The sequence below is a fragment of the Bradyrhizobium sp. 6(2017) genome (assembly GCF_011058295.2).
GTDB lineage: Bacteria > Pseudomonadota > Alphaproteobacteria > Rhizobiales > Xanthobacteraceae > Bradyrhizobium > Bradyrhizobium septentrionale.
The window spans coordinates 6,699,810-6,721,533 of sequence record NZ_CP049289.2 but is presented as its reverse complement, the minus strand read 5'-3'; the positions used below and the strand labels follow the sequence as shown (position 1 = coordinate 6,721,533).

18 protein-coding genes are annotated in these 21,724 nt (G+C 61.2%); all 18 read left to right on the top strand.

The genetic code is table 11. The features are described 5' to 3' along the window. Positions 1-94 precede the first annotated feature (94 nt). The 18 genes from G6P99_RS31800 to G6P99_RS31715 all read left to right on the top strand — a co-directional run bounded on the left by G6P99_RS31800 (position 95) and on the right by G6P99_RS31715 (position 21,719). Entirely contained in the window at positions 95-733 is a 639-nt protein-coding gene (locus G6P99_RS31800) for a winged helix-turn-helix transcriptional regulator (protein ID WP_165124673.1), read from the top strand. Next, positions 733-1,248, top strand: a complete 516-nt coding sequence (gene nusG, locus G6P99_RS31795; protein WP_029079929.1) for a transcription termination/antitermination protein NusG — start codon at positions 733-735, stop codon at positions 1,246-1,248. Before G6P99_RS31800 ends, nusG begins: the two co-directional genes overlap by 1 nt. Before the next feature lie 136 nt (positions 1,249-1,384). Next, positions 1,385-2,323: a Gfo/Idh/MocA family oxidoreductase gene (locus G6P99_RS31790; RefSeq protein WP_165124670.1), complete on the top strand. Its 939-nt coding sequence runs from the start codon at positions 1,385-1,387 to the stop codon at positions 2,321-2,323. Next, a complete protein-coding gene (locus G6P99_RS31785) occupies positions 2,320-2,916 on the top strand; it encodes an acyltransferase (RefSeq protein ID WP_084518385.1) in 597 nt (198 codons plus the stop codon). Before G6P99_RS31790 ends, G6P99_RS31785 begins: the two co-directional genes overlap by 4 nt. Positions 2,917-3,203: 287 nt before the next feature. Then, the gene (locus G6P99_RS31780; RefSeq protein ID WP_165124668.1) at positions 3,204-4,376 is read left to right on the top strand and encodes a hypothetical protein; all 1,173 of its coding nucleotides are present in this window, start codon (positions 3,204-3,206) and stop codon (positions 4,374-4,376) included. Positions 4,377-4,420: 44 nt separating this feature from the next. Continuing rightward, complete coding sequence (locus tag G6P99_RS31775; protein ID WP_165124665.1) at positions 4,421-5,749, top strand: hypothetical protein; 1,329 nt, start codon at positions 4,421-4,423, stop codon at positions 5,747-5,749. Between the two features lie 47 nt (positions 5,750-5,796). Continuing rightward, positions 5,797-7,713 carry an asparagine synthase (glutamine-hydrolyzing) gene (gene asnB, locus G6P99_RS31770; RefSeq protein WP_165124662.1) on the top strand — a complete coding sequence of 639 codons (1,917 nt, stop codon included), beginning with the start codon at positions 5,797-5,799 and terminating at the stop codon, positions 7,711-7,713. 23 nt (positions 7,714-7,736) lie between these two features. Then, positions 7,737-8,684 (top strand): NAD-dependent epimerase/dehydratase family protein, encoded by a 948-nt coding sequence (locus G6P99_RS31765; RefSeq protein ID WP_165124661.1) that lies wholly within the window; start codon positions 7,737-7,739, stop codon positions 8,682-8,684. Positions 8,685-8,697: 13 nt separating this feature from the next. After that, positions 8,698-9,630, top strand: coding sequence for an NAD-dependent epimerase/dehydratase family protein (locus tag G6P99_RS31760; RefSeq protein WP_165124659.1), 933 nt, complete (start codon positions 8,698-8,700; stop codon positions 9,628-9,630). Between the two features lie 2 nt (positions 9,631-9,632). Next, on the top strand, positions 9,633-10,691 hold the full coding sequence (locus G6P99_RS31755) for an NAD-dependent epimerase/dehydratase family protein (protein WP_165124657.1): 1,059 nt from the start codon (positions 9,633-9,635) through the stop codon (positions 10,689-10,691). Next, positions 10,691-11,752: a non-hydrolyzing UDP-N-acetylglucosamine 2-epimerase gene (wecB, locus tag G6P99_RS31750; RefSeq protein ID WP_165124655.1), complete on the top strand. Its 1,062-nt coding sequence runs from the start codon at positions 10,691-10,693 to the stop codon at positions 11,750-11,752. The genes G6P99_RS31755 and wecB overlap by 1 nt, the downstream gene beginning before the upstream one ends. Positions 11,753-11,889: 137 nt before the next feature. Then, positions 11,890-12,888 carry an NAD-dependent epimerase/dehydratase family protein gene (locus G6P99_RS31745; protein ID WP_165124653.1) on the top strand — a complete coding sequence of 333 codons (999 nt, stop codon included), beginning with the start codon at positions 11,890-11,892 and terminating at the stop codon, positions 12,886-12,888. Between the two features lie 33 nt (positions 12,889-12,921). Beyond that, positions 12,922-14,814: an asparagine synthase (glutamine-hydrolyzing) gene (gene asnB, locus G6P99_RS31740; protein WP_165124651.1), complete on the top strand. Its 1,893-nt coding sequence runs from the start codon at positions 12,922-12,924 to the stop codon at positions 14,812-14,814. A 330-nt stretch (positions 14,815-15,144) separates the two neighbouring features. Then, positions 15,145-17,040: a glycosyltransferase gene (locus tag G6P99_RS31735; protein ID WP_165124649.1), complete on the top strand. Its 1,896-nt coding sequence runs from the start codon at positions 15,145-15,147 to the stop codon at positions 17,038-17,040. 105 nt (positions 17,041-17,145) lie between these two features. Continuing rightward, positions 17,146-18,294: a DegT/DnrJ/EryC1/StrS family aminotransferase gene (locus G6P99_RS31730; protein ID WP_165124647.1), complete on the top strand. Its 1,149-nt coding sequence runs from the start codon at positions 17,146-17,148 to the stop codon at positions 18,292-18,294. Between the two features lie 244 nt (positions 18,295-18,538). Then, positions 18,539-19,714, top strand: coding sequence for an ABC transporter ATP-binding protein (locus G6P99_RS31725; RefSeq protein ID WP_165124645.1), 1,176 nt, complete (start codon positions 18,539-18,541; stop codon positions 19,712-19,714). Next, positions 19,714-20,931, top strand: a complete 1,218-nt coding sequence (locus tag G6P99_RS31720) for an ABC transporter ATP-binding protein (RefSeq protein WP_165124642.1) — start codon at positions 19,714-19,716, stop codon at positions 20,929-20,931. The genes G6P99_RS31725 and G6P99_RS31720 overlap by 1 nt, the downstream gene beginning before the upstream one ends. After that, positions 20,928-21,719 (top strand): ABC transporter permease, encoded by a 792-nt coding sequence (locus G6P99_RS31715; RefSeq protein ID WP_165124639.1) that lies wholly within the window; start codon positions 20,928-20,930, stop codon positions 21,717-21,719. The genes G6P99_RS31720 and G6P99_RS31715 overlap by 4 nt, the downstream gene beginning before the upstream one ends. The last annotated feature ends 5 nt before the right edge of the window (positions 21,720-21,724 follow it).

The window sequence follows — 21,724 nt, the reverse complement described above, 5'->3', positions numbered from 1 at the left end:
TAATCAGATAGTTGCGATGTTCATGGCGTGAACGAATTCGCTTGACGTTCATCGTGTGAACGCGCTATCAGCCTCTCCAGTGGGGATAGGCGTGATGGCAGGCACTCTACCGACGGATGAGAATGACAGCGACCGGCTCGTGCTCGGGCTGCTCACCTCTCTTGAGGCGGATGGCGCGCAATCGCAGCGGCACATCGCAGCCGAACTGGGCGTCGCGCTTGGCCTGGTCAACGCTTACCTGAAGCGGGCGATCAAGAAGGGCTTCGTCAAGGTCGGGTCGGCGCCCGCGCGGCGATATGCCTACTACCTCACGCCGCAGGGCTTCTCCGAGAAATCGCGGCTGACCGTTCAATTCCTGTCCGACTCCTTTTCGCTCTTCCGCAAGGCGAAGGATGAATATGGCAAGCTGTTTGAACGCGCGCAGGCGCGGGGCTTCAGGCGCGTTGTGCTTGCCGGACAATCGGACCTTTGCGAAATCGCGATCCTGTGCGCGGTCGACGGGCCGATCTCGGTCCTTGCGATCGTTGACCCCGATGCAACCGCGTCCCGGTTCATCGGAGTCAAGGTGGTTTCCTCCTATGCGTCGGTGGATGAGCCGTTTGATGCGGTCGTCGTGACCCACTTGACCGGCGCGCGACATGTATTCGACCAGGCGGTCAGCAAGTTCGGGGTGGAGAAAGTGCTCGCTCCGGACCTGCTGGGCTTGCGTCCAAAGCAGCCGGAGGGGGCGTGATGGCGATGCAGCCCGATTCGCGCTGGTACGTCGTGCAGACACAGGTCAATGCCGAAGCCAAGGCGGCGGCGGGCCTCGTGCGGCAGGGATTCTCCACCTACCTTCCCCGCTATCAGAGACGCCGCAGTCATGCGCGGAAGGTGGAGTTGGTGCCGCGGCCGCTGTTTCCGCGCTACCTCTTCGTCGCAATCGATGTTGCGGCCCAGCGCTGGCGTGCCATTCAATCGACGCTCGGTGTTTCGCATCTCGTGTGCGTGGGCGACCGGCCGGCCGCGGTGGAAAGTGGCGTCATCGACACGCTGAAATCGCGCGAGGACGAAGCCGGATTTATCCAACTCGTACGCAGGCCGGCTTTCTCGCCCGGTGACACCGTGCGAATTGTCCAGGGTGCATTCGTCGATAGTCTTGCGCTCGTCGAAGATGCCAGCGATCACCATCGCGTGGCTGTTCTTTTGAACCTGCTGGGCCGCAAGGTTCGCGTTCTTGTCGGGGCGGATCTGATCGCCGCGGCTTGAGTGCGTTCCGCCGCCTGGCGGGCGTGATGGATATATTCTGGCTTGGGTGTGACGCTCGATTCACCCCGAGTGCGGTAGCTTGCCTGAAGCAAACAGCTTGCCTAAACAAAGCAGAAAGTTCGAAGAGAGGAATTTCATGACGATCTACGCGCTGATCGGTGCCGCCGGCTACATCGCGCCACGGCACATGCGGGCGATGGCCGATACCGGCGGGAAGCTCGCGGTGGCCTACGATCCCAACGACTCCGTGGGAATCATGGATAGCCATTTTCCGGATGCCGAGTTCTTTACGGAATTTGAGCTGTTTGATCGCCACGTCGGTGCGTTGCAGCGCGACGGCAAAAAGCTCGACTACATGACGATCTGCTCGCCGAACTACCTTCACGACGCGCACTGCCGATTTGCGCTTCGCTCCGGGGTGGACGCCATCTGCGAAAAGCCGCTGGTGCTCAATCCCGGCGACATCGACGGACTGGCGGCCATTGAGCGCGATACCGGCCGGCGCATCTCCACTATTCTGCAATTGCGCCTGCATCCGGCGATTATCGCGCTTCGCGACCGCTTCGCCAATTCGCAGAAGCGTCACAAGGTGGAGCTCACCTACATCACATCGCGCGGGCGCTGGTATCACACCTCCTGGAAAGGAGCGGAGGAAAGGTCCGGCGGTGTCGCCACCAATATTGGGGTGCATTTCTTCGACATGCTGAGCTTCGTGTTCGGCCCCGCCAGCCGCAACGAAGCGCACCTGCGCGAGCCGGAGAGGGCAGCAGGCTCGCTGGAGTGCGAGCGCGCTGACGTGAGCTGGTTCCTGTCGCTGGACCGCAACGACCTGCCGGACAGCGTGAAGGGCAAGAAGACGACCTTTCGCTCCATCACCGTCGACGGTGAAGAGGTCGAGTTCTCCGAAGGATTCACCGATCTCCATACCAGGAGCTACGAGGAGATCGTCGCCGGCCGCGGCTTCCGTCTGGACGAAGTCCGCCCCTCGATCGATATCGTTTCCACGTTCCGCACGGCGCCGCTCGTTCGAAGCAATGGCGTTCACGCCTTTGCCCAGAAGGCGATGCACAAATGAGCGAGATGCGCGAGGATCCGCGCTTCCCCGGCGTGTTGATCCATCAATCGAGCTACGTCGACGACGGTGCCGTGCTTGGACGCGGCACCAAGGTCTGGCACTTCTGCCATATTCTGTCGCGCACGGTGATCGGCGAGAATTGCTCGATCGGCCAGAACGTGATGATCGGTCCAAACGTGAGGATCGGAAACGGCTGCAAGATCCAGAACAACGTCTCGATCTATGACGGCGTCGAGCTTGCGGACGACGTGTTTTGCGGTCCGAGCTGCGTCTTCACGAACGTCAACAATCCGCGCGCCGACGTTTCCAGAAAGGATGAGTTTCGCAAGACGCCGATCGGACGCGGGGTGAGCATCGGCGCCAATGCGACCATCGTCTGCGGGCATTCGCTGGGCGAATACTGCTTCATCGGGGCCGGTTCGGTGATCACGAAGGATGTCCCTGCGTTTGCATTGATGGCGGGCAATCCCGCAAGAAGGATCGGCTGGATGAGCAGGGCCGGCGAGCGGCTCGATAACGATCTGAAGTGTCCGCGGTCCGGCGAAGCTTACGTTGAAATTGATGGCCGCTGCCTTCTCAAAGAGAAGCACTAGGCTGGCGTTTTTTTTCAAACCAACTTCAGTTAACCCAGATGATCCCAGTCACCCATCCGGCTCCTCCGCTCACCGCGGTCGACGCGCCCAATCTTCGGCGTCTTGAGTTTCTGCTGCTTTGCGATTTCATGCCAGGCAGCGCCTCCACGATCATTGACCACGTCATGGGTCTGAAGGAGTTCTCCAGGCACTCGATCCAGATCTTCAACTCACGGGGCGACGTCTCCAATCTGCTCGAACTCGACCGATTTGACGGTGTCATCATCCACTATTCTCTCGTCGCCTGCATGGACACCTATATCGGCCCGAATCTGCGGGCCGCCATTTGCAGGTTCAAGGGGCTGAAGGCCGCCTTCATCCAGGACGAGTATCGCTGGATCAACGACACGATGACCGCGTTCCGGCAACTCGGCGTCCATATCCTGTTCAGCGTCGTCCCGCAGGAGATCATGGACGACTACTATCCGCAGGATCGGCTGCCGAATGTCGTCCGGGAAACCGTGCTCACCGGCTACGTTCCGGGCGAATTGCTCGACCGGACGGTGCCGCGTCTCGAGGATCGATCCATCGATGTCGGTTACCGTGCGAGAAAGGTTCCCGACTGGTTGGGAAGCTTTGCCCAGGAGAAGTGGCTGATTTCCGGTCGGTTTGAGGCGGATGCCGCGCAGTACGGACTGACCTGCGACATGTCCACACGCGAGGAAGACCGCATCTACGGCGAGAACTGGATCAAGTTCCTTGCCAACTGCAAGGCCGTCCTTGGCACCGAAAGTGGCGCCAGCGTTTGCGACTTCACCGGCGAGATTCAGCGCAACGTGGATCAACATCTGGCCCGCGATCCGTCGGCGAGCTTTGAAACGCTGCGTGATCTGTATTTCAAGGATGAGGACAATCGAGTCGTTCTCGCCGTCATCTCGCCGAGATGCTTTGAGGCGGCCGCGCTGCAAACATTGATGATCCTGTACGAGGGCACCTATTCCGGAAGGCTTGAGCCCTGGCGGCACTATGTGCCGCTGAAAAAGGATCATTCCAACATGGCCGAGGTCATGGAGGTGCTGCGCGATCCCGTGCGGGCGCAGGAGATTGTCGATCGGGCCTATCGTGAGGTTGCGCTCAATCCCGACAACAGCTTCGAGGCAATGGTCCGGCAGGTCGATCGCGCTATCGACCGTCGATATCACCCTGAAATGGCGGCAACGAAACGGTGCTATGCCGAAGGCGAGCTTGTCGCATTGGTCGCGCGCGAAAAGCGCCGCACGCGGCGACGGGAGCTGATGCAGAAAGTGATGCGGAAGGCGAAGCAGACGGTGCGCCACCGTCTGGTCGTCATCGCGAAGGTGGTTGCAGCGAATGGCGTCATCCATGTGGCGCGTTTGACGCCGGGTCCAATCCGTCGTTGGGCGAAACGGATCGTTTTGAGGCACACGAGAATTCGTCGGCTGATCGGGATTGATGCGTGACAGTTGCCGTCTCACGCTGCCGGGTGCAGGGTTAATCTTCGATCGTGCGCATCCTTATCCTGCACGAACTTGACGATCTTGGCTCGGCGCGGCGTACGTCGATCAATCACGCGTTCGCACTCGTCAAATATGCTCCTGAGCACGAATACACGCTGCATAGCGCACGCCAGCCCGTCACCGCCCGTCTTCGCGAACAGGCCTTCGACGCGATCATTCTCGACACGACGTTTCTGTGCTGGAGATGGGCGAGGCCGAAATCGCTGTGGCTGGATCGGCTCCTCGATGCCTACGACTTCATCGCGAAGTCGGATGCCGTCAAGGTGGCGCTGCCCCAAGACGAGTACGACCACGCCGAAATACTCGACAACTGGCTTTCGGACTGGAAGGTCGATCTCATCTATTCCGTCTGCTACGACCATCATGCGGAGTTCTATCCTCGCGCGGGGAAGCATGCCCGGGTGCTCGAGGCGCTGACGGGATATGTTGACGACGCCGACATCGGCCTGATGCAGCGCTTTGCCGTCCCGTTCAAGGACAGGGAGATCGACGTCGGCTACAGGGCCAGGGCGCTGCCCGCCTATTTCGGAAGAATTGGCCAGGTGAAGACCGAATTGGGCGATCGCTTCCGCTCCAGCATGGCGGATCGCCAGCTGAAGCTGGATATCTCGACGCAGGCGCGCGACGCGCTCGTTGGCGACGCCTGGCTCCAGTTTCTGGGCAACAGCAAGTTCACCCTGGGCTGCGAGAGCGGAAGTTCGCTGCTGGACGCCAGGGGGGAGATCAGGGAATGCGTCGAGCGGCGGCTGCAGCGCAGCCCGGCGGCCAGCTTTGAGGAATTGGAGCAGACCTGCTTTCCAGGTCAGGATATGAAGAACGTCTATACCGCCGCTGGTCCGCGTCTGTTCGAGGCGGCGATCGCGCGGTCCTGTCAGATACTGACGCCCGGCAATTACGCCGGTGCCCTGAAGGCGGGTGAGCACTACATCGCGCTCGCGCCGGATTGCTCGAATGTCGAAGACGTCTATGAGCAGATGCAGGACGAGGACGCCAATATGGCGCGGATCGAGGCCTGTTACCGTGCCTTGGTCGAGGATCCGAAGTTCCGCTATAGGAATTTCGTGGCAGGTCTGCTAGCGGAAGTTCGTGATGCGGCGGTCAGGAAGGGCCGACGACTCCCTGATTGCGGTACCTCAACCGGTACGGTAACAGACGAGCTTGCCTTACGGGAATCGTTTACCCGCGCCGTTCTTCGCGCGCATCAGCATCACATCGAGGATGTGAAGGAAATCAGGTTGCTACCCAATTTCCTTCACGCAGTTGTCGTTACGCTTGTCCGCCAGATGCTGTCACTCGCGCGTAGAATTCGCGGATAGCTTTAGTGTCTTTGCAGCGATCTTGAATATCGAGGTTCTCTGAATTCATGTGTGGCATTGCAGGATTTGCATCTCTGTCCGGTCATCCCGTCGCAAGGCGCGTCGCGTCGCTCAACGCGATGAGCAGCTTGATTGCGCATCGCGGGCCCGATGGTTCAGGGCAATGGAGCGACGACGCCGGAAGCGTCGGGCTGGTCCACCGTCGGCTTGCGATCATTGATTTGACGCCTGCCGGCGCCCAGCCCATGAAGGGAGCGAACGGCACCGTGATTTCCTACAACGGGGAAATCTACAACTTCGTCGAGCTTCGCGAGCAGCTCTCGGACGGTTGGACGTTCCAGTCCCATTCGGACACGGAGGTGATCCTCGCCGCCTACGCCAAATGGGGCGAGCGCTGCGTCGATCATCTGCGCGGGATGTTCGCCTTCGCGATCTGGGACGAGAGAAACAAGAAGCTGTTTGCAGCTCGCGATCGGTTCGGGATCAAGCCGTTCTACTATACGGTGCAACAGGGGGTCTTCTACTTCGCATCCGAAGCCAAGGCGCTGCTGCCGTTCTTGAGCGACATCGAAACCGACGCCGATGCGCTGAGCGAGTATCTCACGTTTCAGTACACGATCGGCAAGAAGACCCTGTTCAAGGGGATATCAGCCCTGCTGCCCGGCCATCTGCTTCGGCTCGCGGGCGGCGACGTCATGACGTCCCGGTACTGGGACGTGCAGTACGATGTCGATTTCGATCGTAGTCCCGCCTATTTCGAGCGGCGCTTCACCGAACTGCTGTCGGACTCGATGCAGGTGCATCTGCGCTCCGACGTTCCGGTCGGCGGCTACGTGTCCGGCGGTCTCGACTCCAGCCTCGTTGCGCTGATGGCTTCCAAACTGGACCACCGCAGCCGGGACGCATTCCACGGCCGCTTTCTCGAATTTCCAGGCTATGACGAGAGCGGCTACGCCAAGACGGTGACCGATCTGGCTGATATGTCGCTCCACATGGTCGACATCACTGCTGCCGACTTCCGCAACAGCATCGGCGACGTGATCTACCATCTGGACTTCCCGGTCGCCGGACCGGGGTCGTTTCCGCAATACATGGTGTCCGCGCTCGCGGCGAAGAACGTCAAGGTCGTGCTCGGCGGGCAGGGCGGCGACGAGCTGCTCGGCGGCTATGCGCGGTATCTGGTCGCCTATTTCGAGCAATGCATCAAGGCGGCGATCGACGGCACCTACCAGAGCGGTCACTACGTGGTCACGATCGAGTCGATCGTGCCCAATCTCGGTCTGCTGCGCGAATACAAGCCGATGATCAAGGAGTTCTGGCGCGATGGCCTGTTCGCGGATCTTGATCGCAGGTACTTCCGCCTGGTCGATCGTTCGACCGACATGGTCGGTGAGATCGATTGGAGCGCGTTGAACAAGGAGGGTGTGTTCGAGTCCTTCCGCGCGATCTTCAACAACCAGGACAATGTGCGGAAGGAAGCCTATTTCGACAAGATGACGCACTTCGACTTCAAGTGCCTGTTGCCGGCGCTGCTGCACGTCGAGGACCGCATGAGCATGGCGCACGGCCTGGAGAGCCGCGTGCCGTTGCTGGATCATCCTCTCGTGGAGTTTCTCGCTACCGTGCCGGCCGACGTGAAGTTCATGGGCGGGCAGATGAAGCAGCTCATGAAGACGGCTTATCGCGACACCCTGCCGAAGGCACTGCTGCAGCGGCGCGACAAGATGGGTTTCCCGGTGCCGCTGAAGGAATGGTTCGACGGCGAGCTCAAGGACTTTGTCCTTGATATCTTTGGTGAACAGCGTTCGAAGCATCGCCCGTTCTTCAACAGCGATGTCGTGCTCTCCAGCTTTGGCGAGCAATCCCGCTTCTCCCGAAAGACGTGGGGTCTTCTCAGTCTGGAACTCTGGCACCAACGGTTTCATGACCGGGCGGCCGAGTTCCGCGCGATGGTCAGTGCTTAAACTTCTCAATCTGGATGGTGGCTATGAAGATATTTGTAACCGGCGGAGCCGGGCAGGTCGGATCAACGGTTATCGATATGCTGCTGTCGCGCGGCGACACGGTGGTTGCGATCGACAATTATGCGACCGGCAGAGCCGACAACCTCACCAAGCACGCCAATCTGACCCTGGTCGAGGACACGATTGCGAATGCTGCGGTGGTCGATCAGCTGTTCTCCGACTTCCGGCCTGAGGTCGTGATCCATACCGCGGCGTCCTACAAGGATCCGGAGGACTGGAGCAGCGATGCATTGGTGAACGCGGTCGGCACCGCCAACATCGCGAAGGCCTGCAAGACCTTCGGCGTATCCCGTCTGATCTACTTCCAGACGGCTCTCTGCTACGGCACCAAGCCGCTGCAGTCGCCGATCCCGCTTGACCATCCCATCAACCCGGTCAATTCCAGCTACGCCATCTCGAAGACGGCGGGCGAGCACTACGTGCAGTTCTCCGGGGTCGAATGGGTGACGTTCCGCCTTGCCAACGTGATCGGGCCGCGAAACGTGTCCGGGCCGCTGCCTATCTTCTACGGGCGGCTGGCCAAGGGACAGAAGTGCTTCGTCACCCCGGCGCGCCGCGACTTCTGCTACGCGGGTGATCTTGCCCGCGTCGTCGTCAAGGCCGCCGATGGTGTCGGCCGCGGCACCTATCACTTCTCTTCGGGCAAGGATGTCGCCATCAAGGAGCTCTACGATTCCGTGGTGCGCGCCATGAAGATCAATGATTACCCGGAGCCGGAAGTGAAGCCGCTCGGTCCGGACGATGCACCTTCGATCCTCCTCGACCCGTCACGTACGTTCAAGGATTTCGGCGCCGTCGAGTTCACCTCGCTCGACGAGATTGCCCGCCTGTCGGTTGAACGCTGGGAGAAGGAAGGCGTCGTCGGCGGCTATACGCACCTGAAGGAAGCGCGTGCGGAAATCCGCACCTGATCGGAACCACGAGATGCGCATCATCATCACCGGCGGCGCAGGCTGCCTCGGCTCGAACCTGATCGAGCACTGGTTGCCGCAGGGCCACGAGATTCTGGTCATCGACAATTTCGCCACCGGCAAGCGCGAGGTTGTGCCGGCGCTTCCCGGCCTGACCTTGATTGAAGGTTCGATCGCCGATCGGGATCTCGTTGCCTCGGCATTCGAGAAGTTTCGACCGACGCATGTCGTGCATTCGGCGGCTTCCTACAAGGACCCGGCGAACTGGCGGGAAGACATCGCAACCAACGTCGATGGCACCGCGAACGTGATCGACGCGGCGCGGGCCGCCGGCGCGGGCCGGATTCTGAACTTCCAGACCGTGCTGTGTTACGGACGGCCGGAAAGCACACCGATCCCGGTCGAGCATCCGCTGCGGCCGTTCACCAGCTATGGCATCTCAAAGGTCGCCGGCGAGCAGTACCTGGCGATGAGCGGGCTGCCTTACGTGTCGCTGCGGCTTGCCAACGTGACCGGGCCTCGCCTGGCGATTGGTCCGATCCCGACCTTCTACAAGCGCCTGAAGGCCGGGCAGGGCTGCTTCTGCAGCGACGCGCAGCGCGATTTCCTCGACATGTCCGACTTCCTGGCCGCGGTGGATCTCGCGATGGCCGAGCAGGCGCCGACGGGCGTCTTCAACGTATCGAGCGGAATCGGTCACTCGATCAAGGAAATCTACGACCTCGTGCGGTCCCACCTTGGACTGCCGGCCGATCCTGATGTGAAGGTGGTGCCGGTCGGTGATGACGACGTGCCGTCCGTCGTTCCCGATCCGAGCAGGACCCGCGCAGTTCTCGGATGGCAAGCCAAAGTGCCATTCGATGAGACCATCCGGCGCCTGCTTGCGTGGTACGACGCCTATGGCGTGAGCGATGTCTATAGTCACCTGGCGGCACCAAAGAGCTGATCATGAAGTCATTTAACGGATCGACCATTCTCGTCGTCGGCGGAGCCGGGTTCGTCGGGTCAAATCTTGTGCGGCTGCTGCTTGAGCAGGCGCCCGCCAAGGTCATTGTCGTCGACAATTTGCTGTCGGCCGATGCCTCGAATGTGCCGCCTGATCCCCGGATCCAGTTCGTGCCGCGTCCGATCACCGAAGACGCCGTGCTGGCCGCGCTGCCGGAGGATCTCGACTTTGCCTTCCACCTTGCGTGCTTCCACGGCAACCAGTCGTCGATCGCCGATCCGTTGGCCGATCATGACAACAACACGCTGACGAGCCTGAAGCTGTTCGAAAGGCTCAAGGACATCCGCTCGCTGCAAAAGGTGGTGTACGCCGCGGCTGGCTGTGCAGTGGCCGAGAAGACCTTTGACGGCGCCTCGGCGACGACGGAGGACGCTCCGGTCTCGCTGTTTCACGACAGTCCCTATTCGATCTCCAAGCTGATCGGGGAGATGTACGGCAACTACTACTTCACCCGGTACAAGCTGCCCTTCGTGAAGGCGCGGTTCCAGAACGTCTACGGGCCGGGCGAAATACTGGGGGCCGGCCGCTGGCGCGGCACCGTTCACACGGTTTGGCGCAATGTCACCCCGACCTTCATCTGGAAGGCCCTGCATGGCGAAGCCCTTCCGGTCGAGAATGGCGGGATCGCGTCGCGGGATTTCATCTTCGTGGAAGACATGGCGCGGGGACTGATGGCGTGCGCGCTCGGCGGTGAGCCCGGCGAAATCTACAATCTTGCCTCGGGTGTCGAGACCAGCATCCTTGATCTGGCGAAGCGGGTGAATTCGATCGCCGGCAACCAGACTCCGATCGCGCTCACGCCGGCGCGTGATTGGGACCGGTCGGGTCAGCGCTTCGGCGATCCGGGGAAGGCGCGCGAAAAGCTCGGCTTCGTTGCGAGCGTCGCGCATGAGGATGGCCTCAAGCGGACCATCGCGTGGACCCGGGAAAACCGTGACCGCATCCTCGGCTGCATGCGCAATCACGTTGCGCATGTGGCCGACGTCGCGAAGTATTCCTGATGTCGATCAAGATACTCACGGTGGTCGGTGCGCGGCCGCAGTTCATCAAGGCCGCAGCGGTCAGCCGGGCCATTCGCGAAACGGATGGACTGACGGAGGTGATGATTCACACCGGTCAGCACTTCGATGCGAACATGTCCGATCTGTTCTTCGAGGAATTGGCCATCCCTAAGCCGAAACATCATTTGGATATCAATGGCGGCGGTCACGGCGACATGACCGGGCGGATGCTGATGGAAATCGAGCCGATCCTGCTTGCCGAAAAGCCGGACTGGGTCGTGGTCTACGGCGATACCAATTCGACGCTGGCCGGCTCGCTGGCGGCGGCAAAGATCCACATTCCGGTCGCCCATGTCGAAGCCGGGCTGCGATCCTTCAACCGGCGCATGCCCGAAGAGCTGAACCGGATTGTGACGGATCATCTCTCGACCCTTCACCTCTGTCCCACCGCAACCGCAATCGCGAACCTTGCGGCTGAGGGCGTGGTCAAGGGCGTGCATCACGTCGGCGATGTGATGTACGACGCCACGCTGTTCGCTCTGGAAAAGGCCGAGGTCAGCTCCACGATCCTGAACGAACTGGGGCTGCAACCCGGGCAATACGCCCTTGCCACTGTGCACCGCGCGGAGAACACCGATGATCCGGAGCGGCTCCGTGATGTCGTTCAATTCCTGCTGGACCAGTCGCGCGGGCGCACCGTGGTCCTGCCGCTGCATCCGCGCACCCGGGGCGCCGCCTCGCGGCTGGGTGTGAGCCTGGAAGGACTGCGTATCATTGACCCGGTCGGTTATCTCGACATGGCGAAGCTGCTGCACCACGCGACCGAGGTGTACACGGACTCCGGCGGACTGCAGAAGGAAGCCTACTTTCATCGCGTGCCGTGCGTGACGCTGCGCGATGAAACCGAGTGGACCGAGACGGTTACAAACGGCTGGAACCGGCTCTGGAAGGGACCGGCGCATCTGGCGCGCAACGACATCACCGACTACGGCCAGGGACGAGCGGCTTTCGAGATCGCGGAACTGCTGCGAGACCAGGCCCCATCGCGCGCAGCAAGCTGAGATCGTTACCAACGGGATTCGTACCCGTTGGCCTCCTGGCGGTTGTCCAGCATCTCAAGCAGTCATCGTCACTTTGCCGCGAGCCCGACTTTGTCCGCTCGTGGTGAGGCGTAAAACTCCAGTCCAAGAGGTCGACCTTGGAAATCAACGGCAAGAAGTTCCTCGTCATCGGCGGAGCGGGATTGATCGGCTCGCATGCGGTCGAACAGCTCGCGAAGCACGACGTCGGCGAGATCGTGATCTTCGATAATTTCGCGCGCGGCTCGCTCGAGAATGTCGAGCGGGTGCTCAGCGATCCGCGTGTCAAAATATTCGAGGCAGGTGGCGATGTCTGCCAATCCGATATCCTTGATGCCGCGATGAAGGGCAAGGATGGCGTGTTCCATTTTGCGGCGCTGTGGCTGCTGCAATGCCATGAATTCCCCCGGGCGGCCTTCGACACCAATATTCGAGGGACGTTCAATGTGCTCGAAGCCTGCGTCGCGAACCGGATCAAGCGTCTCGTCTATTCCTCTTCGGCCTCGGTTTACGGCGATGCGGTCGAGGAGCCGATGACCGAAGACCATCCGTTCAACAACAAGAATTTCTACGGCGCGACCAAGATCGCCGGCGAAGCGATGGCGACGGCATTCTGTCACCGTTATGGCCTGCCTGCGGTCGGCTTGCGCTACATGAACGTCTACGGGCCGCGTCAGGACTATCAGGGCGCCTATATCGCGGTCATCATGAAGATGCTCGACGCGATCGACCGCGGCGAAGGGCCGACCATTCTGGGCGACGGTTCGGAAGCCTTCGACTTCGTTTCAGTGCTGGATTGCGCGCGGGCAAATCTCTGCGCGATGTCGGCCGATACGGTTGCCCGCTACTACAATGTCGGGACCGGCGAGCGAACGTCGCTCAAGGAGCTCGCGGAAATGCTGCTCCAGCTGACCGGGTCGAACCAGCCGATCAAGTACGCGCCGCGCAGCAACGCGACCTTCGTGCGCAATCGGGTCGGCTCCACGAAGCGCGCGGCCGAGGAAATCGGCTTCACCGCGGAAGTCGATTTGCGTGAGGGACTGCAGATGCTGATCGAATGGCGATCGAAGCATCGGGCCGGCCTCGAGCGGCGGCGCGCCAAGGCCGGCATTGAGTAAGGCTCTGCAGTCCAGGATCGGACGGATCTAGATATGTGCGGCGTCGCGGGCATTCTTAACCTCGATGGGCGGCCGGTGTCCTCGCATGTTCTGCGTGCGATGACGCAGGCGATCGCCCACCGTGGTCCTGACGGCGAAGGCCAATGGATCGACGGTTCGATAGGTCTCGGGCATCGCCGGCTGGCGATTATCGATCTGAGTCCGACCGGCGCGCAGCCGATGCAAACGGCGGATGGCCGGTTTGTGATTTCCTACAATGGCGAAATCTACAATTATCGGGAACTTCGCGCCGAGCTCGAAGCCCAGGGACATGTCTTCAGATCCAGCAGCGATACCGAGGTCCTGTTGCAGGCGATCGCAGCGTGGGGACTGGGTGCCCTGCAGCGCTTCAACGGCATGTTTGCCTTCGCGCTGTGGGACCGCAAGGAGCGCAGACTTACGCTTGCGAGGGATCGCTACGGCATCAAGCCGCTGTACTACTGGTTCGGTGGCAACCAGTTGCTGTTCGCGTCGGAATCGAAGGCGTTTCGCGCCGTTCCGAACTTCAACGCGCAGCTCGATTCCGAGGGGTTGCTGGAGTACTTCACATTCCAGAATTTCTTCACGGACCGCACCTTGCTCAAGGGCGTCCGTATCCTACCTGCAGGCTGCTATATCAGCGTATCGAGCGAGGCAGGCGCTGGAACGCAGCCGAAGCTGACACGCTACTGGGACTACAATTTCCAGGAGCCGGAAACGGCGCGGTCCGAAGCGGACTATCAAGAAGAGGTCGATCATCTGCTTCAACAGGCGGTGAAGCGGCAGCTCGTCTCTGATGTCGACGTCGGGGCGTATCTGTCGGGCGGAATGGACTCGGGAACGATTACCGCGATCGCGGCGCAATCGCTCAGCTACATGCGGACGTTCACCTGCGGTTTCGACCTGAGCTCGGTATCCGGCATCGAGCTCCAATACGACGAGCGTGCGGCCTCGGAAAGAATGTCATATCTGTTTCGCACCGAGCACTACGAAATGGTGCTCAAATCGGGCGACATGGAGCGCGTTCTTCCCAAGCTGGCCTGGCATCTTGAAGAGCCGCGCGTCGGACAGAGCTATCCGAACTACTATGTCGCGCAGCTCGCCAGCAAGTTCAACAAGGTTGTCCTTGCGGGAACGGGCGGCGACGAGATCTTCGGTGGCTACCCCTGGCGCTACTACCGCGCGGTCGTGAACCAGAGCTTCGAGGAATATATCGACAAGTACTACGAGTACTGGCAGCGGCTTGTACCGAACACCGTGCTGAAGCGCGTCTTCGCACCGATCTGGGGCGACGTGCAGGGCGTCTCGACCCGTGATATCTTCAGGGACATGTTCAATCAGCACGCCGAGCGTCTGACCCGCCCGGAGGATTACGTCAATCATTCGCTCTATCTGGAGGCCAAGACTTTTCTCCATGGCTTGTTGACCATGGAAGACAAACTCTCAATGGCGCATTCGCTAGAGACACGCGTTCCGTTCCTCGACAACGATCTTGTCGACTTTGCCATGAAGCTGCCGGTCCGGATGAAGCTTGGCAAGCTCGATGAAGTCGTGGCATTGGACGAAAACGAGCCGGGCAGGAAAACGGCCCGCTACTTTCAGAAGGCTCGTGATGGCAAGATGCTGCTGCGAAACGTGATGCAGCAGCACATCCCCCAGGAAGTCGTTGAACGCGAGAAGCAAGGCTTCTCCGGCCCTGATGCGAGCTGGTTCAAGGGCCAAAGCATCGACTTTGTCCGCAACGTCCTCTTCGACGATCAGGCGAAAATCTATCGCTATCTCGATCCCAAGCCGATCAGGGAGTTGGTCGATGATCATCTCCACGGTCGCGAAAATCGCAGACTGCTGATTTGGTCGCTGATCAACGTGGAGTACGCGCTGCGCGCGCATATTGAGGACTGCGGATGATATCCCGGCAGGGCAGAGAGTGATTCGTCGCAGCCTCCTTGGTCCGTAAGAAAGCCAAAACGAGATCTTAACAAAGACAGAATGTCGGCCACATGTGTGCAGAGCTGCGTCATCACGAGGGTCTGCATGCCGCACGTTGAAGCCGGCGATCGCTCTTCCGATGTCGGAACCGAGTTGCTCGTCTCACGCAAGAAGCCGCGGCCGGCCAGATCTGCTACTTGATCGAGCGTGGTCGCCTCACCAGCTAAGGCCGAAACGCGTACGCGGTCGCTCGGATTTGGGGCGACTGGGTGGGTCGGACCACGAAAGGTCGCCAGTTTGAAGCCGTTGATGACAACCAATCCCTTCACCCTCATGCGCCGCGCCAGGCAATGGAAGGACTCCGTGCGGGCGGACCTGTCCGGTTTGAAGGCGGAGCTCGACGTGTTGCGTGATGAACTGACGTCTGCGCAAACGCGGATAGCTGAACTAGAGGCGCAACGACGTGCGGATGTGCGGGTGCCTCCCGGCCACATTGTTTGGCCGCTGTTGACGGCGCCCAACAATGAGGCGTGGCCCGATCGCATCCTGATCGTGCGACGGGGCAAGACGTTGCGCGCAATCACGGCGAGCCAAGAGCAGGTGCAGGCGCTGGGGCTTGGCGGCTGGTCTGGCGACTCCATCGTAGACGCAATTGTCGCGGGCCAGGTGACGGAGTTCGAGTTGGCAGTGCTGGCTGCCGACGGCACGCTCGGGCCATGGACGGCCCGGCCGGCAGTCTTGAAGCATATCGCGACGGAGCCGACCCTATTCAGGGACGCACTGAACGCGCATGCTGGAGTTGCGGCCGACTCACAGCTAGTTGCGTCTGACTCCGAGCACGCATTCGAAATGACGGCGCGTCTTCTAAAGCAAACGCCCGACTTGGTCGATTTTCTTGCCGCCGGGCGGAAGACTGCGGCGGGCAGTGTGCCAGCTCCCTTTGCGCTGCCCGAGTACCTGCCGGACTTTCGTATTCCAGCGCAACCCAGGCGGCGCTCGGCGCTGTTCTTGCACCACAGCTATTACCACTTCAACAATCTTGCGGAGGGACTGAAGGAGCGCGGATGGGATGCGATGACGGTATCGCTCGAGAACCCGGCCAGTCCGCAACAACAGTTCTTTCACGGAGAGGATCTCAGCCTGTTTCACGCAGACCCCACGCAAATGCAGCGCCAGGTCGCTCAGTTCTTCAAGTCTGTGCCGGAACGTTTCGAGGCAATGCACTTCTATGGAATGGGCGCAGCGGCCCTATTCTCCGATAACATGGAGGCAGGTCAAAAGAATACGAAGATTCCATGGGATTTCATGGAGTTGCGGCGGCACAATCTGATCATTGGCAATATGCCGAGCGGATGCATTGAGGGCGCTCTGCCATCATCGTTTTTCGAGGTGACGGACGGTGTATGTTCGCACTGCGTTTGGCAACTTCGGCCCGACATTTGCTCCGAGGACCGCAATGCGGCGTGGCTGGCAAGGCTGGATCTGGTTTGCGACTGGGTCGGATTGGAGGGAGACTGGGTCACGCCCGAGCGCAAGACACCGCGCCATGTGTTCGGGCCTGCAGTCACGGCCTTATCGAAGGACCGCTGGCGGCCTGATCTGGAAGTCCCAGACGCGTTCTGGATCGCGCGGGCCCCGGATGAGCTGCTGGTGTATCACGCGGTCGGCAACTATGAGAGCCGCCGAGACCAGGGGCGCGACATCAAGGGCACCGGAGCGGTGTTGGCGGCCATCGATCGGCTGAAGGCCGAGGGATGTCCGATCCGCTTGTTCTTCGCCACCGACCTGCCAAGCCGGGACGTGCGTTACTATCAGGTACAAGCGGACATTGTCGTCGACCAGCTCAACTACGGGCGGCTCGGTGCCAACGCGCGGGAGAGTCTCATGTTGGGTCGGCCGGTGATCACCAGTCTCAAGCACGGGCGAGGAGAGAAGCTGCCTTATCTGGCGGAGGCGCCAGTCCAGCACGCTGACGAAGCAACGATCTACGGCGAGCTCAAGGCGCTAGTCAATGATCCAGAGCGGCGTCGCAGGATGAGCGAGCTATCGCGCGCCTTCGCGCTCAAATGGCATACTCAGGAAGTATGTGCCGCGCGCTTCGAGACGATTATCGATCGTGTTCGTGCCGGCTTGCCCGCGGATCCGGACAATGCGTTGGGTGATGTTGTCCGTACTGAGATGCTTAAGAAACATGCCCACGCCTGACGCCCTGGCGGTTGTCACCCATCGTTCCTTGTCGTCCCGCTGGCAATGCCGAGTGTGACCGGTTAAGTTTCCTGCATCGCTTTTAAACAAGCCCGAGTGCCATCAATGTCGTCGTCGTTGCCAACCTTGCCGATCGCAAAGCCCGTAATGGGAGCCGAAGAGCTGGAGGCAGTTCGTCAGGTGCTCGAATCAGGATGGCTCACGCAGGGGCCATGGGTGCGCAAGCTCGAGACGGCATTCGCCGAGCGGCACGACGTGAAGCATGCGTTCGCTACGACCTCTTGCACCACTGCATTGCATCTGGCGCTGGTCGCTGCCGGCATCGGTCCGGGGGACGAGGTGATCGTGCCGGCATTCACGTGGGTAGCAACGGCCAACGTGGTCATGCACTGCGGAGCCACGCCTGTTTTTGTCGATATTCTCCCCGCCAGCTACAACATCGATCCCAAGGCGGTCAGCCGGGCCGTCAGCGCGCGGACCAAGGCAATCATTCCCGTGCACCTGTTCGGTCTCGCCGCCGACATGGATGCGATCAACGACGCGCTTGGCGGCCGTCAGGTGACGGTGATCGAGGATGCCGCGTGCGCTGCCGGAGCCGGCTATCATGGACAGGCTGCAGGTTCGCTTGGGCATATGGGATGCTTTTCACTGCATCCCAGAAAGTCGATCACGTGCGGCGAGGGAGGGGTTGTCACGACCAACGACGACAGGCTCGCTGGCCTCCTCGATGTGTACCGCAACCACGGCGCGTCGATTTCCGAGGAGGTGAGACATCGTGGTCCGAAGCCCTACGAGCTGCCGGAGTTCGAGGTGTTCGGCTTCAACTATCGAATGACAGATATCCAGGCCGCCGTGGCGAGCGTGCAACTGCAGAAGCTCGACAGGTTCATCGCCGAGCGGGAGGTGCTTGCCGACCGTCTCGACCAGGGGCTCAGGCGGATCGACTGGATCAAGCCTCCGACGCGACCACAGGGGTATGTACACGCTTGGCAGGCCTACGTAGCGATGGTGGCTGACAATGCGCCGCTCAGCCGCAACGAAATTTTGTTGCGGCTGCAGGAAAAGGGTATCGGCAGCAGGCCTGGTACCCACTCGGTGGTCGGTCTTGCCGCCTATCGCAAGCGGCTGGGGACTGATCCGGCCGACTTCCCGGTTGCGACGCGCGCCGAGGCGCAAACCATCGCGCTGCCGTTGCACAACCACATGGGTCCCGCCGACGTCGACCGGGTGGTGGCGGCGCTGGAAGAAATGTAGGCATCTCAGTATTCTGATCCTGCGTGCGCGAGGCGGCGGAAGGTGAGCCAAAATCTCGCCAACTATCATCCGACGCCAGCCAATCGAGAGATTTTGGAGACGGTTGTTCAGCGTCCTCGATGAACCCGTATTGAATGGAAAATCGACCGCGCGGTCCGCGCCGTACAAAATGAATGCGTACTTTGATCTCGAAAATGTTTGAACAACCGATCTCTGATTTTGCGGCTGATTGCCGGTATGGGCAATGCGTGAAGGCATGATGTCGCGCGCCGTTGCCATCACGTGCCAAGGTGTGTCGAAAAGCTTTGCGCTCGTCGACGGTGGAAGCGCCTGGCGGCTCGCGTTCGGGCTGGGACGCGACGTTCCGCACTTCACGGCGCTTGAGGACGTCAGCTTCGAGGTGCCCAAGGGCCGGTTCCTCGGCGTGCTCGGCCGCAACGGGGCCGGCAAGTCCACGCTGCTTCGGGTGATCGGCGGCGTCTACGCGCCGGATACCGGCCGGGTCAAGGTAAACGGGGCGATGTCGGGCCTCTACGAGCTCGGTCTGGTCGGCCATCCGGAGCTCACGGGACGACAATATGCCGACCGGCTGCTGACCGTGCATGGATTTTCGCCGAGCGAGCGAGCGGCAATGATCTTGGATATCCACGATTTCTCCGAACTTGGAGATCGATTCGAGGATCCCGTGCTGACGTACTCGACCGGGATGAGCGCGCGGCTCTATTTCTCGACCGCGACGGCCGGGCAATACGAGGTCTATCTCCTCGATGAGGTGCTTGCGGTCGGCGATCAGCACTTTCAGTCCAAGTGCTGGCGGCGGTTGCGCGAACGGGTATCGGGCGGGGCGTCCGGGGTCCTCGTGACGCACGACTGGTCTGCGATCGTACGGCTGTGCGAAACGGCGCACGTCCTGGACCGTGGCAAGGTGATCTTTTCGGGGCCGGCCGAGCATGCAGTGAGGCGCTACCTCTACGGCGAGCAGGCAAAGTCGACATACCACGATGGAATTGCACGGTTCGCGGGGGCGCCTGTCTATCCGCGCACGATTATGACGGGAGCGGATTTCAGGCTTGAAGCGGAGGTCGATATCCTCACCCGGGCGGAGGTCGGCGCGGTGGTTGTGGTCGAGCACCTCCAGCCCGCGTACGGCTGGGAGACGGGGCTGATGTCGCGTCGGCTCACGCCTGTCGGCGAGGAACCCGGGCGCTATGCGATCGGCGTCGATATCCCGGCACTGCCGCTTGCACCCGGGAGCTACCAGATCGGCCTGCACCTTGCGATGCCGGATCCAGACAATCCGGTGGTCCGAATTGTTCTCGATGGATTCAGCTGGCTCGACGGCAACGGACTCGCGCTCAGCGTGGAAGGCTCGGCCGGGCGCGGATTCAGCCTGCCAGCCGAGTGGAAGGTGGCTGGTTGATGCGCGCGGCAATTCGGGTGAGCAATGTCAGCAAGGTGTTTGCGCTTGCCGACCAGGGCGGCGGGCCCGTATCGCTGATGGAAGCGTTGCGCACAGGCAAGCGCGAAGTCACCACGCGTCACGTGCAGGCGCTCGATTCGATCAGCTTCGAAGTGGCGGAGGGCGAGCGCGTCGGCATCATAGGCCGCAACGGAGCGGGCAAGACGACGCTGCTTTCAATCATCGCGGGGCTTACCGAGCCGACCTCAGGCTCTGTGGAGGTCGACGGCGACCTGCACGCGATGCTCACGGTGGGCGCCGTGCTGCGCGAGGACATGACCGGCCGCGACAACATTTTCCTCGATGCGGCCGTGCACGGCCGTAGTCGACAACAGGTCAATGACGTCGCCGATCGAATCATCGCGTTCGCCGAACTCGGTGAATTCATCGATCGTCCGGTGCGAACCTACTCTTCGGGGATGAAGGCCCGGCTCGCGTTTTCGATGGGGGCGTTCATCAATCCCGACATTCTCGTCATCGACGAAACGCTATCGGTCGGCGATGCCTTCTTTGCCGCCAAGGCGACGCGGCGCATGCGAGAAGTCGCGGCCAGCGGCCGAATTGTGATCGTCGTAAGTCACGGCCTCGGCGCGATCGTGGAAATGTGTTCACGATGCCTCTGGCTCGACGGCGGCCGGCTCGTCATGGACGGTTCGCCGGAGGTCGTCACCAAGGCCTATGAGGCGGCCGTGCGTGAGGCGGACGAGGCGGAGCTGATGCGCAAGTTTGAAGGGAGCGTGGTGAACCGGGCCGCACCCCTTCAGCTCGATGCCGTCGAAATCATTCAGCGCGGGGAGGCGCGCAAGGCGACCGCGCTCGCCATGGTGCCGTTGGCGATCGTCGCGCGCGGGCGGCTCGACTCGACCCCGCCGATGCATGATCTCGAGGTTGTTCTCACACGGGTCGACGGACGTTTGGTCTGGCGGCGGCGTCTTTCGGAGGTGGGGATGGCGCTGCCCGCGTCGGGTCCATTCACGGTCACCATCGACATGGATCCTTTCGTGCTGGGGGCCAATCTCTATCGCTTCGATGTTGCGCTTGTCGGTCACGGGGGCGACAAGGAATCGATTTCCTGCGTGCTGGAGGTCGTCGACGAGGAAGGACAAGTAGGTGGGCAGCCGCTGATCTTCTATCCTCCGCGGATCAGCGCGCGCCGCCTTGAGGACGTCAAGACATGATGCTGGCAGGTTTTGATCGGCGAGATCTCGGCATGCTGAGTAATCTCTTCCGCATGACGTTGGGCGACCGCTATCTGGGGTCGGCGCTGGGATTGGTATGGGCGGTGCTGTCGCCGCTGATGCTGATGTGCATTTTCACGTTCGTGTTCACCGTCGTTTTTCCGGGGCGGCTGCCGGGACGTACGGGGTCGTTGCCGTTCGTGATCTGGTTGCTGAGCGGCTACGGGCCGTGGCTTGCGATCAGCGAAGGCCTGTCGGCGGCAACGACGTCCGTAGTCGGAAACGCGGGCGTCGTGAAGAATATCGCCTTCAAATCGGAGTTGTTGCCGATGGTGGGCGCGCTGATGGGGTTGGTGCCGCTGGTCGTCGCGCTCGCTATCGTACTCATACTGCAGGTGGTTTCGGGCGAGATGCCGGGCCCAGGCTATCTGGCGCTGCCGCTGATCGTAGCCCTCCACATCTTGTTCGTGTCGGGACTGGGATTGTTCCTTGGGGCGCTCAACGTCTTTGTACGGGATACCGCTCTGGCGCTGCCGAATGTGCTCACCGTGCTGCTGTTCGCTTCTCCGATCTTCTACCCGCTTTCGTCCTACCCGGACTTCATTCGGCCTGTTGTGCAGCTCAACCCGTTCTATGTCATCGCGGAGTGCTACCGCACTGCAACTGTAGACGGGGCGATGCCGAGCTTCTGGATGATCTGCTACCTGGCGGTGGTTGGCGCAGCTGCATTCTGGGCCGGGCTGTGGTGGTTCCGGCGGCTCAAGTCGTTCTTCGACACGCGGCTGTAGCGGGT